The sequence below is a fragment of the Puia sp. P3 genome (assembly GCF_050632245.1).
In the GTDB taxonomy this organism is placed as follows: domain Bacteria; phylum Bacteroidota; class Bacteroidia; order Chitinophagales; family Chitinophagaceae; genus Puia.
Genome location: NZ_CP192583.1, coordinates 2,054,203 through 2,067,125 on the forward strand (window position 1 = coordinate 2,054,203; position 12,923 = coordinate 2,067,125).

General features: G+C 53.6%; 13 protein-coding genes and 1 pseudogene. 9 read left to right on the forward strand and 5 right to left on the reverse strand.

Annotated elements, in window-relative coordinates; translation table 11 throughout:
• Positions 1-4: 4 nt before the first annotated feature.
• Genes ACQ86N_RS12395 through ACQ86N_RS12405 form a run of 3 tightly spaced genes read right to left on the reverse strand, consistent with a single transcriptional unit; the run spans position 5 to position 3,337 of the window.
• Entirely contained in the window at positions 5-2,530 is a 2,526-nt protein-coding gene (locus ACQ86N_RS12395) for a CHAT domain-containing protein (RefSeq protein WP_431215420.1), read from the reverse strand.
• Positions 2,531-2,573: 43 nt separating this feature from the next.
• Positions 2,574-2,786 (reverse strand): hypothetical protein, encoded by a 213-nt coding sequence (locus ACQ86N_RS12400; RefSeq protein ID WP_431215421.1) that lies wholly within the window; start codon positions 2,784-2,786, stop codon positions 2,574-2,576.
• 20 nt (positions 2,787-2,806) lie between these two features.
• Positions 2,807-3,337, reverse strand: a complete 531-nt coding sequence (locus tag ACQ86N_RS12405; protein WP_431215422.1) for a hypothetical protein — start codon at positions 3,335-3,337, stop codon at positions 2,807-2,809.
• 593 nt (positions 3,338-3,930) lie between these two features.
• Between ACQ86N_RS12405 and ACQ86N_RS12410 the strand changes: the two genes are divergently transcribed.
• From ACQ86N_RS12410 to ACQ86N_RS12435, 6 genes are all read left to right on the forward strand, one after another.
• On the forward strand, positions 3,931-4,407 hold the full coding sequence (locus ACQ86N_RS12410; RefSeq protein WP_431215423.1) for a ligand-binding sensor domain-containing protein: 477 nt from the start codon (positions 3,931-3,933) through the stop codon (positions 4,405-4,407).
• Entirely contained in the window at positions 4,388-4,828 is a 441-nt protein-coding gene (locus tag ACQ86N_RS12415; protein ID WP_431215424.1) for a ligand-binding sensor domain-containing protein, read from the forward strand. Before ACQ86N_RS12410 ends, ACQ86N_RS12415 begins: the two co-directional genes overlap by 20 nt.
• Positions 4,829-4,862: 34 nt before the next feature.
• Positions 4,863-5,189 carry a two-component regulator propeller domain-containing protein gene (locus tag ACQ86N_RS12420; protein ID WP_431217379.1) on the forward strand — a complete coding sequence of 109 codons (327 nt, stop codon included), beginning with the start codon at positions 4,863-4,865 and terminating at the stop codon, positions 5,187-5,189.
• Between the two features lie 189 nt (positions 5,190-5,378).
• The gene (locus tag ACQ86N_RS12425; RefSeq protein ID WP_431215425.1) at positions 5,379-6,065 is read left to right on the forward strand and encodes a ligand-binding sensor domain-containing protein; all 687 of its coding nucleotides are present in this window, start codon (positions 5,379-5,381) and stop codon (positions 6,063-6,065) included.
• 1 nt (position 6,066) lies between these two features.
• Positions 6,067-7,809, forward strand: a complete 1,743-nt coding sequence (locus ACQ86N_RS12430; protein WP_431215426.1) for an ATP-binding protein — start codon at positions 6,067-6,069, stop codon at positions 7,807-7,809.
• Positions 7,715-8,050, forward strand: a complete 336-nt coding sequence (locus ACQ86N_RS12435; protein WP_431217380.1) for a response regulator — start codon at positions 7,715-7,717, stop codon at positions 8,048-8,050. Before ACQ86N_RS12430 ends, ACQ86N_RS12435 begins: the two co-directional genes overlap by 95 nt.
• A 108-nt stretch (positions 8,051-8,158) precedes the next feature.
• Here the strand turns inward: ACQ86N_RS12435 and ACQ86N_RS12440 are convergent.
• Together ACQ86N_RS12440 and ACQ86N_RS12445 are read right to left on the reverse strand one after the other, a co-directional pair.
• Positions 8,159-8,392, reverse strand: a pseudogene (locus ACQ86N_RS12440) (DUF4142 domain-containing protein); the annotation flags it as partial.
• 14 nt (positions 8,393-8,406) lie between these two features.
• On the reverse strand, positions 8,407-8,664 hold the full coding sequence (locus tag ACQ86N_RS12445; protein WP_431215427.1) for a hypothetical protein: 258 nt from the start codon (positions 8,662-8,664) through the stop codon (positions 8,407-8,409).
• 137 nt (positions 8,665-8,801) lie between these two features.
• On the opposite strand from ACQ86N_RS12445, the gene ACQ86N_RS12450 reads away from it, so the two are divergent.
• From ACQ86N_RS12450 to ACQ86N_RS12460, 3 genes are all read left to right on the forward strand, one after another.
• Complete coding sequence (locus tag ACQ86N_RS12450; RefSeq protein WP_431215428.1) at positions 8,802-9,206, forward strand: hypothetical protein; 405 nt, start codon at positions 8,802-8,804, stop codon at positions 9,204-9,206.
• A gap of 234 nt (positions 9,207-9,440) precedes the next feature.
• Positions 9,441-11,702, forward strand: a complete 2,262-nt coding sequence (locus ACQ86N_RS12455) for a T9SS type A sorting domain-containing protein (protein WP_431215429.1) — start codon at positions 9,441-9,443, stop codon at positions 11,700-11,702.
• Positions 11,703-11,821: 119 nt separating this feature from the next.
• Positions 11,822-12,889, forward strand: a complete 1,068-nt coding sequence (locus tag ACQ86N_RS12460; protein WP_431215430.1) for a hypothetical protein — start codon at positions 11,822-11,824, stop codon at positions 12,887-12,889.
• Positions 12,890-12,923: the final 34 nt, after the last annotated feature.

The window sequence follows — 12,923 nt, forward strand, 5'->3', positions numbered from 1 at the left end:
GACGTCAGGAGGCGGCGGGACCTCCCTCAAATGGTCTCCGTCGCCTCTTTCTTCTGTAGAGGATCAAAAAGATAACACAGAGCGCGTATGCCGGAATCAACAAAACCGCCCAGATTTTGCGGGGCCGTTCGGTCACGGCAGAAGTGTCGCCAAAAATCACCAGATGAGCCCAATAGCGCGGCTCTTTGTATCGCTGTTCTATTTTTGGGTCCTTCAAATAGTCGATCTTTGCCAGTTGAAGACTTCGATCTTTGTCAGCGCCGTTTTTCAGATAGAAATGTATTCGTCTTGCAATATAAGAGGTCGCGGCATCGTCAGCCTTCCAAAGAGACGTGATTACGCTATTGCTGCCTGCGGACATAAAGGCTCTTGACAGGCTAATGATCCCTTCCCCATTGATAAGACGACCTTTGCCGGTTTCGCAGGCACTGAGGATAACCAATGGCGACGAACCCAGACTCAGCTGACTGATCTCCGGTTCAAATAACAGACTGGCGGAGTCGGCTTTACCCGAGCCATAAAACGCGATATAGGAACGCCTGGCATCGGAGTCATCGGCGATGGCGTGAGTCGCCAGATGCAGGATCGGATAGTTACTAATTTTAGCGAGGAATGCATTTTTGTTTGCCTGCCGTCCGGTCAACACTTCCCCGGGAAGGTCTTTTACTTCTTCGGCTGATCGTGGCAACAACTGATCGCCCGATACACCGTCTCCGAATGGTGCAAGTGCGAGTACCCTGTAGTCAGTAAGAGGCTTTTTGTCGGACGTCGTCAGAAAATTGGCGGAATAACAATAGCTGACGGCAAATTTGCTGACCAGTAAATTCCCTCCGGAAACGGGTAGTATTTCAAACGGGATATAGCCGATCTCGTTGTAAGGCGCGATGACCAGGCGGGGGAAATCTTTTATAATTCCGAATACCGGCCCGAGAATTCGTGCGGCAATATCTGTCGCAAGTTCTGCCTGCGTGACTCTGTCATTGTTCTCATTGTGCAAAGCGGCGGCAAGTGTCTTTACCCGGGTGACGAGACTGTCGTCCCACGGTGCGGTAATGCAACCGGCTGACCGACCGGTAACGTAAAAGCAGTAGAGTTTGCCGGCACCGGTAAAATAGGAGAGAAGAGCGCCTTTTTTTGCGGCCATGGCGACTTTGACATCCCGTAGCAGGAGACGTTTGCGCTGAAACAGGCGCGTCCTGTACTCAGGGAAACCTTCCAGTTTTTCCTGCAACCTTGAAATGGCCAGTTCGGTCTCGCGGAGTTGTGAGGCGATGAAGTCCCGATTGTTCTCTTCTGTAGACGCGGAAAGCTGCAGACCAATGCGGGTGGCTTCGGCTTTTTTCTTCCTCAGATCGATGGCCAACGTCCGTGCCTGGGCCGTCAATACATCGATGCCAGGTTCGCCAAGTCTGGTTTGTAATACGGCCGCCTTGCATTCCTCCGCATAGTTAAAAATGCTTTCCAGCCAAAGGGTATCCCCAGTGTCACAATACAACTTATAGCCGAGGTCGATCGCTTCCTGATAGGCGCCGTTGGCTTTTTCAAGGAGGAATAACCTGGCCTCGTCCGAGTAGTAGCCTCTGGCCACCGTGCTTAACAGCGTCAGCGCGGATTCATAGGTACGGTACGCACCAACGGACGCGTTGCCGCCCACACGTCCCGCGGCAAGCATGGCCCGGGCCTTCCCGACAAGCGCTTCGAACAACGGAGCATAACTATGCAAACCGGGAAAAGCCGAAGGGTTGGCCTCCGGCCGGGTATCGTTAAAATCTTTGTCCAGTTGGATTACAGCGTTCTGATAGCATCCGATCGCTTTGCCGGGTAGCCCTCGCGCAACCAAAAGATCGCCGTATAATTTGTTGGCAATACCCAGGTCTTCATTCTTATTTTTTTTATTCGACCGGTCATAATACGAAATTGACCTCTTCAGCCAAACTTCGGCGGAATCATATTGCCCCAACCCCATCCAGGCTCTTGCAAGGCTCATATACATAAAGGGAGTTTGGTATCCCGCTTTCCGAAAATAATCAATCGCCGTGGAAGGCCGCCCTTTTTCAAGAAAGGCGGTGCCGAGGTTGTTGAGCAATTGCTGGCGATAGAGGCGATAGGGCAATAATTGCTGCAACGCATTTATAGCCTCGTCATATTTCCGAAGCCGGAGCCAGGAATTAGCTATATTGTTTCGGTAGTTGACGGCAAGATAAGAATCCCCAGGATTGGACGACAGGACGATGTCCAGGGCCTTACCGAAATAATAAATGCTTCGCAGATAGTCACCGGTCTCATAGTAAAGAACACCTATCTTATTGTACAGGCGTTCGGATTCCTTCAGACCGGGATGCCTCTCAAGAATGGATTCACAAACTTTATAAAAATGCAGGGAGGAATCGAGGTCGTACAGATCATAGTGACAACTGCCGGAGTATAGGTAGGGTTGAAAAAGCAGCGTGTCAGGGAGTGACCCGCGGCGGACGACATCGGCGCAATTGCGGAAACGCCCGAGGGCAGAACGGGGGTCGCCACCGGACATTTCCAGTACCCCAACTTTGGTATAACTGTCTGTAAGCAGGCGGTCATCGCCTCGCGACCTTTTCGAACACGGCGATGGCCTGGAGAAAGTATAACCGGGCCAAACTGTCGCTGTATACGGTGGGGTTGTCTGCGAGAAAATAGTGGATCGCCCGGCGGTAGAGGTCCTTCCCGGCGCCTGAACCCTGCGCGGGTGAAACGTGCCACAGGAAAGAACAACAGAAAAATGGCAACAATAGCGACGGACGCCTGGGCATGCGTTGAGGGTTTTCACTTGTTAGTGGCCGATAATGAATATACAGGGAGGCCTTGGCTTGGGTACTGCCGTAAAACCCGTCACCACGACCGCCCTTGATGAGGTGATCAGCCTGTGTGGCGTAGCAATTATTCCGGCAGGGTCGCCTATCGCCAGGATGCTGCCCTGTCTTGAGTTGATGAGGTCGTAGATATCCTGAGGGACATCGTTGATCGTATCGAAATAATAGATCTTCACGTTAATGGAATTGGCCGCCTTTCTGCTTTTGTCATCTATCCGGTAATTGAGTAGGAATTGCCGTTGACTATTACTGGTCGGCACAGCCCCAAAAATCCCATTCCGTACACTACTGGCCAGGTTGATAGTACCATTGCCGGCATTTACGTCACATCCCTGGCTGTTGCAGCCACCACCCTCATCGAATATACTGCCGGCATTTTGTCCCGGAATGTGTTGGTTTCTTAGCCCGTTGTACAACGGCGTGACCAGCGAATCCCCTGCGGAGAGACGGTAAAAGCCATCCGAGGAAATTGATCCCGGAAATGGTGACAATAGTGGATAAAGTATCTCCTCCCCCGGCTGGAACGAAAAAGATCTTATAACGCAGCCCGGTCTCGCTTTTGGAAACATTGATGGTGCCCGTGTTCTGATCAAGGTCGATCCCTTCAGGCCAACCGAAGTAACGCCCGGTATTGGCAGTTATAGGACTGACTTTGAAGTCGGTTACTGACGGGTCGAGATAAAAGACAGAATCCCCATAATTGATCGCCGGCTGAGGGGGCGGCGACCCGACATTGTCATTGCCGTGCTTGCTGCACGAGAATGATAAAAAGGCAAAAAAGGCCGTAATGACTGGAATAGTGCTCTTCATGGTGGTCAGCTTCTTAATATAGGTACCCGTCAAACCACATTTGTAACCCGGTTCCCATAAATAACGCAAGGACGGTTGCCCGGTTGCTTAAATATACAAAAAAATGTTATGTAGTCGTGGGCAATAAAGCTTTGACAGCGCCCGTTATCTTGCCGATATACCTCCATTTAACCATTCCGAAATTGCGTTCGACCCAAACGCCACTACCTGTCCCATAGATCACTATTGTGTATATTAAGTAATTACAATTGACCTTCATGATAAAATGGTACGAATGCTTGCTGCTTTCGGCGTTGGCCACGCTGTCCTATACTGCGTCGGCTCAGCCCAGGCAGCTCAAGTTCATACGTATCGGATCGGAGGCGGGCTCTCCCAAAGCAATGTGATCACCGTGCTCCAGGACCGCCGGGGGTTTATGTGGTTCGGTACCTGGGATGGACTGAACCGCTATGACGGCTATAAGATGAGCGTCTACCGGAATGACCCCAACGATAGCAGCTCGCTCTCCGACAATCATATCCTTCAGCTATTGGAAGATTCAGCCGGGAATATCTGGGTGGCGACCGCCGACGGCGGGCTGAACAGGTTCGACCGGGAAAGGGACCGGTTTGTTCATTACAGGAGCAATAACCGGGACCCGGGCAGCATTTCCGATAACTCGATCACGAGCCTGTGCCAGTGGCGCCGGCGGTTACCTGTGGGTGGGAACGCGGTTCGGAGGCCTCAACAGAATGAACTTACGTACGGGTAAGTTCACACGGTACCCGTGCCGCCCTGGAGACGACAGCAGTCTCAGCGACAGCACCGTCACCTCGGTCATGGAAGACAGCCGCCGGCGATTGTGGGTCGGTACCGAGCACGGTGGTCTGAACCTGCTCGATCAGCAGACGGGTCATTTTACTCACTGGAAGCATGACGAGAAAAACAGTGCGTCGATAAGTTATGACCATGTCAACTGTCTGTACGAAGATCACCGGCACCGGCTGTGGGTCGGTACACGCGGCGGCGGGCTTGACCTTATGGATTCGGCCGGGCATTGCCGTCATTTTCGGAACGAACCGGGCAACCCGAACAGTCTGCCCAGGAATATGATACTGTCCATGGCTGGAGGGGAAGGCGACGAGCTTCTGGATCGGGACCGAGAACGGAGGACTGAGCATTCTCGATATTAAGGAGGACCGCTTCGTCAACTATAAGCACGACGACATCGACAATACCAGCCTCAGCAACAATTCCATCTATTCCATTTACAAGGACCCGCAGGCCAATATGTGGGTGGGCACCTATAGCGGCGGCGTCAATCTTTATAGCAGGAAAGCCAACCAGTTCACCGCCTTCCGGCACAGTAGTTCGGTCAACAGCCCGGGGGACAACAATATTCTCGGGTTCGTGGAAGATCGTCGTGGAAACATCTGGATAGGAACGGACGGCGGAGGCGTCGATCTGTTCGACCCCGCAAGCAGACGTTCAGTCACTACACGCATCAGCCTGGGAACCCGAACAGCGTCTGCAGCAACTTTATTCCCGCGATGACGATCGATCATAGCGACAAGATCTGGATGGGCAGCGTAGGCGACGGCATTACGGTCTATGATCCCGTGGAGCAAGTGGTTTCAGACATATAAAAAAAGGTTCCCATGGTCTGAGCGCAAACAATATTGCGGTAATGCTGTGCGATAAAGACGATGATGTGTGGATTGGCAGCTGGGACGGTGGGCTCGATTGGTATCAGAAGTCCTCGGGAAAGTTCCTGACGCCCGATCAATCTGGCGCCGGCGCGGCCTGGCCTTTGCTGGTGGTCTTGCACTGCTGCAGGACAACAAGGGGTTTCTGTGGTTCGGGACCTACGACAAGGGACTCTATAGGTATGATAAGAAGGCCGGGGTCCTTATTCATTTTACCCATGACCTTACGGCCGGCAGTCTGAGCAATAACACGATCCACTGTCTGTTCGAAGACAGGAAGGGCGATATATGGATCGGCACCAAGTCGGGGCTGAACCGCTTTGACCCAATCACCAATCGTTTTTCGGTCTTCTCCGGCCGCGACGGCCTTCCCGACGACCATATCCTGGGCATACTCGGGGACGACAAGGGCTATCTGTGGGTCAGCACCAGCAACGGTCTTTGCAAGTTTCATCCGCAGTCGGGAGAGCTGGCTAATTTTACGATAACGGATGGCCTCCAGGCCAACGAATTCAAGTCTCACTCCTGTCTGAGAACCACTACCGGCGTTCTGTATTTTGGAGGCGTCAACGGCTTCAATACCTTTTCTCCCGACAGTATACGCAACGATGGTTTCCTGCCTAACCTTGTCTTTACCAATTTCCTCCTTTTTAACAGGGCCGTACCGACTCTCTACTCCGGAACGCGTCACTCCGCTGAAGACGGCGATCACGGAAGCAAGTGAAATGACGCTGACCTATGATCAGTCGGTGATCTCTTTCGAATTTGCTTCCCTGAACTATGCGTGGCAGCAGAAACAGCAATATTCCTACAGGCTGATCGGGTTTGACAAGTCCTGGAACAATATCGGCGCCAGCCGCCGTGCCACCTATACCAATCTTAGTCCGGGTAACTATGTGCTGATGATCCGCAGCAAGGACAATTCGGGGAAATGGTCCGGCGGGACGACTCAGCTGAAACTGACCATCCTGCCTCCCTACTGGATGACCTGGTGGTTCAGGATACTGGTTGCGGCAGTCGTGGTGGGAGGAATAGTGCTGCTCGTGCGCCTGCGAATACGGACGATCAAGCGTCAAAAGATACTGCTGGAGCAGCAGGTAAGGGAGCGAACGCTTTTGCTGGAAAAGGCGAAGGCGGATGCGGAGAAGGCCAACCAGGCCAAGAGTATATTTCTTGCGACGATGAGCCATGAGATACGAACGCCGATGAACGGAGTGATCGGGATGGCCGATCTTCTGGCAGGCACGCCGCTCCAGGATGACCAGCGGGGTTATGTCGAGATCATCCGCACCAGCGGGGAAAGTCTTCTCAACGTCATCAATGATATTTTAGATTTTTCCAAGATAGAATCCGGCAATCTCCAGCTGGAGATGCGCGAGCTCGACCTGCGTACCTGTGTCGAAGAGGTCCTCGATATATTTGCCGGGAAGGCAGCCAAAGAGGGAGTCGATCTGCTTTATCAGATAGACGCCGGCGTTCCTGCTCAGATCGTGGGGGACAGGCTGAGGCTAAGACAGGTGCTGCTGAATCTCGTAGGCAATGCCGTAAAGTTCACCCATCATGGTGAGATCTTTGTGCTGATAGAGAAAGAAAGAACTTTGGCCGATGGCCGCCACGTCCTGCGATTCACGGTGAGGGATACGGGCATCGGGATCATGCCCGAACAGGTGGACAAGCTGTTCAGGGCCTTCTCGCAGGTGGACGCCTCCACCACGAGGAAATACGGCGGCTCCGGCCTTGGACTGGCCATCTGCAAGAAGCTCGTGGAAGCAATGGGCGGAGATATTGCCGCGTCGAGTCAACCAGGACTGGGGAGCAGTTTTTCGTTCACCATGGCGGTGCAGGCGGGAGTACATCCTACCGTGACCTATATCCACAAGCACCAGGAAGGCGCGGATGGGCAGCAGGTGCTGGTCGTCGACGACAGTCGGACCAACCTGCTAATCCTCAGCAATCTGCTGGAGCAATGGGGACTGAGTGTTTTGACTGCGGCTTCAGGGGAGGAAGGCTTGCAGCTCCTGGCCAGACATCCCGCTGTCGCCCTCCTTATCACAGATATGCAGATGCCGAAAATGGACGGCGTTCAGCTGGCCAGGGCTGTCAGCCAGCGGCATCCAGGGCTGCCGGTGATCCTGCTGAGCTCGATAGGCGACGACCACTACAAACGATATCCCGGATTATTTGCGGCCTCGCTGACGAGGCCGGTCAAGCAGCAGCTGCTCTATGCGCGCGTTTTCGATGCCCTGCGGTCGCCACATCGGCCCGCCGTCAACGGGACGGGTGACGCCGGTGCCGAAAAAGAGAAGCCCGCGTTTGCCGTTAGCTACCCCTGGAAGATATTACTTGCGGAGGACGACCCGATCAACCGAGCTGGTGGCGACGGCGGTCCTGCAACGACTGGGTTATCAGGCGGAACTCGTTACCAATGGTCAGGCGGCGGCGGAGATGTGGAAAAAGAACGGCTATGACCTGATCCTCATGGACGTTCAGATGCCGGAAACGGACGGTATGGAGGCGACGAAGATCATCCGCCGGGCGGGAGGAAGCCAGCCGGTGATCATAGCGCTGACCGCAAATGCGCTTCATGGTGACCGGGAGGAATGTTTGCAGGCGGGTATGGATGACTATATCTGCAAACCGTTCGAGCTGCACGAGCTGCTCGCGCTGCTGCAGAAATGGTCCGTAAAAAAGCATCAGAGCTATCACTGATAGGGTGGCGGCGGCGCCGTTAGTTTCGGCAATGCCCAGCAATTTCCTCAGACGCTGGGCGGAGTCGAGGTGTTTGTGCAGCATGGGCAGGCTGCTATTGGCAAAAGCCGAAACCTCCGGAAGTCCTTTCTTTGCCTGTCGTTCAAATTCGTCGATATCGTTCTTGTGGTCGCTGACCATCCTCGTGATATAGGCTTTGTCAAAATCCTTCCCATTCTTTTTCTGCAGATCGGCGATATTATTTTGCTGCCGGGTCGATATCGTGAGGGGCAGTGTGACGTGGAGGGAGTCGGCGACGGCTTTCAATTGCACGCCGTGGTCGCTGTGGTCCCTGACCATCATGGCGCCGAAAGATTTTACCCCTGGTTTGTCGAATGGGCTTGTGCGAGGGTCCCCAGCTGGACCTCCGCCATGCCTCCGCTGTAGGCGTTTACGAGAAAGTCGGCGCCATCTTTGGAGGCGAGTATTTTTGAAGAGTCGGGCGGGAGTTCGTTCTTTTTTTGGCTGTCGGCCTTTGCCTCGTTGGCGGCTTTGGCGTCTTTTACGCTGTCGCTGGAGCCGCTGCTGCAGGAAGTGACGAGGATGGACAGCGCGAGGTAGTATAGGTTCTTCATGGCTGCGTTTTGGCATGGCCTGCAAAACATGTGCCCCGGCTGGTCAATTATCCTTATTTTTACCGGAATCCCGTCCCTGATGGAGCTTCCAATCTTCTGTGGAGCCGTTAACTCCTAATAACTTTTTTCACCTGTTTATGAACCCTAAGCTGCTTTTCCTCGCTTTTGCGCTATTTCTTTGCTCTTTTCGTTCGGTTTGTCAGAATTTTAATACCCAGGACTCGCTGGCACTGGTAGACCTTTATAATGCTACTAACGGCCCCGGATGGGTCAATCACACGAACTGGCTGACGGCTGCACCCGCCCGTACCTGGTTTGGAGTAATCTCCTACGATAGCGTCCGGGTGAATTTTCTGGCCCTCCCGTTTAACAATCTTACTGGCGTATTGCCGGCCTCGATCGCAAATTTTAACGCATCAACTGGTTTCGATCTCGCTGTTAACCATCTGGTCGGTCCGCTTCCGTCTTCCCTTAGCAATTTATCGGGGGTTGATATGAACCTCTCACAAAATCAGCTCAAGTGGAGCCTTGCCGGACTTTAATAACAGCAGCACGTCATTCACATCGGTGAATATTTCCTACAACAATTTTAGTTTTGCCACCCTTGACCCATATTGCGTACCCTGTCATGCAGTCCGCAATGTCGTTCTGTACGCATCTCCGCAGGCCGACCTGCCCCTCATTGAAAATGGAAATACGTTATCCATTGCCGCAGGGGCTCTCTCCCGCATAACACCTATACCTGGTATAAAAACGGCGTCGTCGTCGCAACAAAGATGGGTGACTCTACATATGCGATGACAGGCGCGGGTGTCTATTCCGTTGCGGTAAGCAACAGCAATGTCCAGGCCGTGACTTTGTACAGCATCCAAAATACCGATACTCAGGATTCGCTGGCGCTGATCGACCTATATAACAGCACCAACGGCAGCAATTGGAGGAACAATAGAAACTGGGCGACTTCTGCTCCGGTCGCGACGTGGTTCGGGATCAGGATCTCGTTCGGCAGAGTCAAGGAAATTAGCCTCAGCGACAATAATCTGACGGGCAGTTTGCCGCCATCGCTTGGTAGTCTTCCATCTCTGACTTCACTGAACATCGGTGATAAACAATTGACGGGTACCATACCAGCATCTCTTGGTAATCTCTCTAATCTTAAGACTTTAATTATTGGAGGCTGTTCGTTCAGCGGGAGCATACCTCCCTCGTTGGGAAATTTGCACGCACTGCAACTACTTTCTTTGACCGATGATCAACTCACGGGGAGTATACCGCCTGAGCTCGGGAATTTAAAAAACGTATTTAACATCATTCTGTCCACGAACCAATTGTCAGACACAATTCCTGCAGCCCTCGGCAATTGTACCAGTCTGCAAGAAATCTTTCTGGACAACAACCGGGTCTCCGGTACAATTCCTGCCAGCCTGGGAAGGTTAACGAACCTGTGGAATCTCCAGTTGCATGACAACCGGCTGACTGGTCCTATCCCTGATTCTATCTGCTATATTCCATTGGCGCATCTGGGACTCAGCAATAACGCCCTGATTGGCTCCCTACCCGATTCGTTGGGAAGGATGGGTACCCTATTCGACATACAGTTGCAAAACAACAACCTGTCAGGAGCCATAAAAGCAGACTTTTCAAATTATGCTATTGATTCCCTTTTTGTTTCCGGCAATCGCTATAATTTCTCGGTCTTACCCATAAAATTCAAATCGGGTCTCCGTGCCCGTTATGCTCCGCAACAGGCAATCCCGCTAACCAGGGTCCAGCGCACGCTGTCTGTATCAGCAGGCGGCAATCCGGCCAACAGCACCTTCACGTTATTCAGGAATGGAACGCTTATTTCGACCCAAACGGGCGACTCTGCATTCAGCATTGCCGGGCTGGGAAATTATAATATTATAGCCACCAATACGGACGCACCGCTGCTGACTTTGTATTCAGATACATTGAAACTGGGGCTGGTTCTGCCGGATTCCTCGATCGGCATGACACAAACGGTAGGCGGCACCGCCACGACCGATCTTACAGACGGCATCTTCAGGGTCGTGTCCCTCACGCCTACGCCAGGCGCCAACGCGCTCAGCGGCGGAGTGACGACGCTGGAATCAGTAGATGATACTGTGACGACGTACAACGGCCAACCCTATGTCCAGCGACACTACGATATCACGCCTGCTGCAAACGCTGCGAGCGCGCAGGCTACGGTGACGTTATATTACAGCCAGTCGGATTTTGACGCCTATAATACTTATGTGACGAGTCATGGACTGGCTATGCCTTTGTTGCCCACGAATGGTACAGACAACGGCAACGTGCGCATTACCCAATATCACGGATCGTTTACAGGCTCCGCCGCTCCGGCCAACTACAGTCAGGGGACTGAATCGATCATTCCTTTTGTTGCGTGGGACGCGACCGACGGATGGTGGACCGTAAGTTTTCCCGTCGCGGGCTTCAGCGGATTCTTCCTGAGTACGATGTCGGGCCCGCTGCCGCTGACCCTGCTGAACTTTACAGCGGTCGCGCAGGGCGGCACAAATCTGCTGAAATGGCAAACCACGGACGAGACAGGCACCAGCCGATTTGTTGTACAGCGCAGCGGGGACGGACATAGCTATACGTCCGTCGGTACAGTTGCCGCGACGGACCTGCCGGGTGTCAATGGTTATTCCTTCACGGACGCAAAACCGCTGACAGGGGACAATTTTTATCGCCTTCAGATGATCGACCTGGACGGGAAGTTTACCTATAGCCCTGTTGTTGCGGTCAAGTCCGGGCCTTTGGCCGCGGGTCTTGCAGCCTGGCCCAATCCGGCCAGGTATTTGGTCAGTCTCCGGTTCGGCTCGGTCAGCGGCGGATATGTCGTTCTGGTCTATGACGGCGTAGGCAGATGCATGGACCGGATCGAAGGGACAGCAGTCAATGGTGTCAATAGACTTGATATTCGCCTGGCCGGGTATGCCGCCGGGATTTATACAGTGGTCATTGAAGACAGGGACGGAAGAAGGACAACCAAAATAAAGAAAGAATAGTTGCCGTAAGGCGTCCGGTCGGCGACGTGAATCTGCCGATGGGTAAGTACCGGTAAAAATCACAGCCGGGGCGCGGAAATTTGTCTATTGCGGTCGAAAAACCTACCGCTAAAACAACAATGAAAAACGCTCTGGTTTGTTTACTGCTGGCCGCGGCGGCCACGGGATGCCACAAGAACACAACGGATACCCCTCCTTCCAACCCCGTTCATAAAGGATGGGTTGTGACTACCATCGCCGGCGACGGCACCGAAGGGTCTTCGGATGGCCCGGTCAAGCTGGCAAAGTTCCATGCACCGATAGACGTCGCGGTCGCGGCGGACGGTACGGTCTACGTCGCGGACTACCTCAGCCATCGGATCCGCAGGATCACAAATGGTCAGGTGTCTACGCTGGCCGGCAGTGACAGTACCGGTATTGTCGACGGGCGTGGTGGACTTGCGCGTTTCAGGAACCCATATCGCATCACTACAGACCCAAACGGCAACGTATTTGTGCTCGACGAGGTCGACGCCCGGATCCGAAAGATAACGCCGGCGGGTGATGTGACGGTCTATGCGGGTGTGGCGCAGCCGGGATTTTTGGACGGCCCGGCGGCAAACGCCCAATTCCTGATCAATGCGGGAGGACTGGCCGCGGACAAGGCCGGTAATATCTATGTAGGCGATACCTTCAACGGACGCATCCGGGCGGTAAGCCTGGCCGGAACAGTGACGACCGTAGCGGGAGACGGAACAGTGGGTCTACTTAACGGCGGCGCCAAAACTGCGAAGTTCAGGTATGCAACATCTGTAGCATGTGACGCGGACGGCAATCTCTATGTGGCGGATGCAGGTAATTTCTATGTACGTCAGATCACCCCGATAGGACTGGTCGCTGTGATGGCGGGCAGCGGCGTCAGAGGGTATGTGGATGGCGTTTCGATCCAGGTGCAGTTTGACCAGATGGACGATATGGTCGCGGACAGTAAAGGAAATGTGTTTGTGATCGACGACAACAGGATCCGTAGGGTCACCCCGCAGGGAGCAGTCACGACCATTGCCGGAGCGGATGCGGGTTACGCGGACGGCGACGGCGCCACGGCCAGGTTCAGAAACCCCGGCGGACTGGGGATCGACGCGCAGGACAATATCTACGTAGCCGATATCAACAATAACAGGATCAGAAAGATCAGCTTTGTGCGCTAGGAGCCGGCCGGGGGACCGTGAAATAAAAACAGGA

What these genes read in the sequence shown, in the direction of transcription:
- ACQ86N_RS12395 (WP_431215420.1), bottom strand. Translation starts at nt 2,530, where the DNA reads ATGTCCGGTGGCGACCCCCGTTCTGCCCTCGGGCGTTTCCGCAATTGC.
- ACQ86N_RS12400 (WP_431215421.1), bottom strand. Translation starts at nt 2,786, where the DNA reads ATGCCCAGGCGTCCGTCGCTATTGTTGCCATTTTTCTGTTGTTCTTTC.
- ACQ86N_RS12410 (WP_431215423.1), top strand. Translation starts at nt 3,931, where the DNA reads ATGCTTGCTGCTTTCGGCGTTGGCCACGCTGTCCTATACTGCGTCGGC.
- ACQ86N_RS12415 (WP_431215424.1), top strand. Translation starts at nt 4,388, where the DNA reads ATGAACTTACGTACGGGTAAGTTCACACGGTACCCGTGCCGCCCTGGA.
- ACQ86N_RS12430 (WP_431215426.1), top strand. Translation starts at nt 6,067, where the DNA reads ATGACGCTGACCTATGATCAGTCGGTGATCTCTTTCGAATTTGCTTCC.
- ACQ86N_RS12445 (WP_431215427.1), bottom strand. Translation starts at nt 8,664, where the DNA reads ATGAAGAACCTATACTACCTCGCGCTGTCCATCCTCGTCACTTCCTGC.
- ACQ86N_RS12450 (WP_431215428.1), top strand. Translation starts at nt 8,802, where the DNA reads ATGAACCCTAAGCTGCTTTTCCTCGCTTTTGCGCTATTTCTTTGCTCT.
- ACQ86N_RS12455 (WP_431215429.1), top strand. Translation starts at nt 9,441, where the DNA reads ATGGGTGACTCTACATATGCGATGACAGGCGCGGGTGTCTATTCCGTT.
- ACQ86N_RS12460 (WP_431215430.1), top strand. Translation starts at nt 11,822, where the DNA reads ATGAAAAACGCTCTGGTTTGTTTACTGCTGGCCGCGGCGGCCACGGGA.